This window comes from Aminobacter sp. P4_D5, from assembly GCF_056401815.1.
In genome coordinates this window covers 1-580 of sequence record NZ_JBFUIP010001103.1, presented here as the reverse complement: position 1 = coordinate 580, position 580 = coordinate 1, and the positions used below count along the sequence as shown (strand labels likewise).

Annotated in this window: 1 pseudogene; it reads left to right on the top strand. The window is 65.5% G+C overall.

The annotated features are described in order from the left end of the window. Positions 1 to 17 precede the first annotated feature (17 nt). Positions 18 to 580 (top strand): annotated as a pseudogene (locus AC1DWF_RS36910) (amidohydrolase family protein); the annotation flags it as partial.

Sequence of the window (580 nt, the reverse complement as noted above, 5' to 3'; positions counted from 1 at the left end):
TACGGGCAGTCCGTATAATGGCGATGCCGCCCGATATCACGGCTGCGGAGTTCCCTGCTCCTCATATCGCCGTGCGCCAGGATTGGCTCGCCGCCGTGCAGGAACCAGTCCTCGATGCGCAGTTGCCCATCATCGATCCGCATCATCACATCTGGCATCGCCCCCACGAGCGCTACACGCCCGAGGACCTCAGGGATGATCTGAGGGACGGCCATAACATCACCGACACCGTCTTCGTCCAGTGCCGCTCGATGTATCGGTCGGACGGACCGTCCGCGCTGCGCCCCGTCGGTGAGACGGAGTTCGTGAACGCGGTGGCGGACGCTTCCCTGTCAGATGGCGGTCCACGCATCGCGGCGGGCATCGTCAGCATGGCCGACCTCATGCTCGGCGACGACGTCCGTCCGGTCCTGGATGCCCACCTGGCGGCCGCCCCACGGCGCCTGCGCGGCATCCGCAACATGACRACGTCTCATCCCGAGATCGTTTCCAGCTTCGGCCGGATCCCGCCACAACGCCTGCTCGATCCCGTGTTTCAGCGTGGCTTTTCGCACCTTGCGCCGCTCGGCCTCTCCTATGA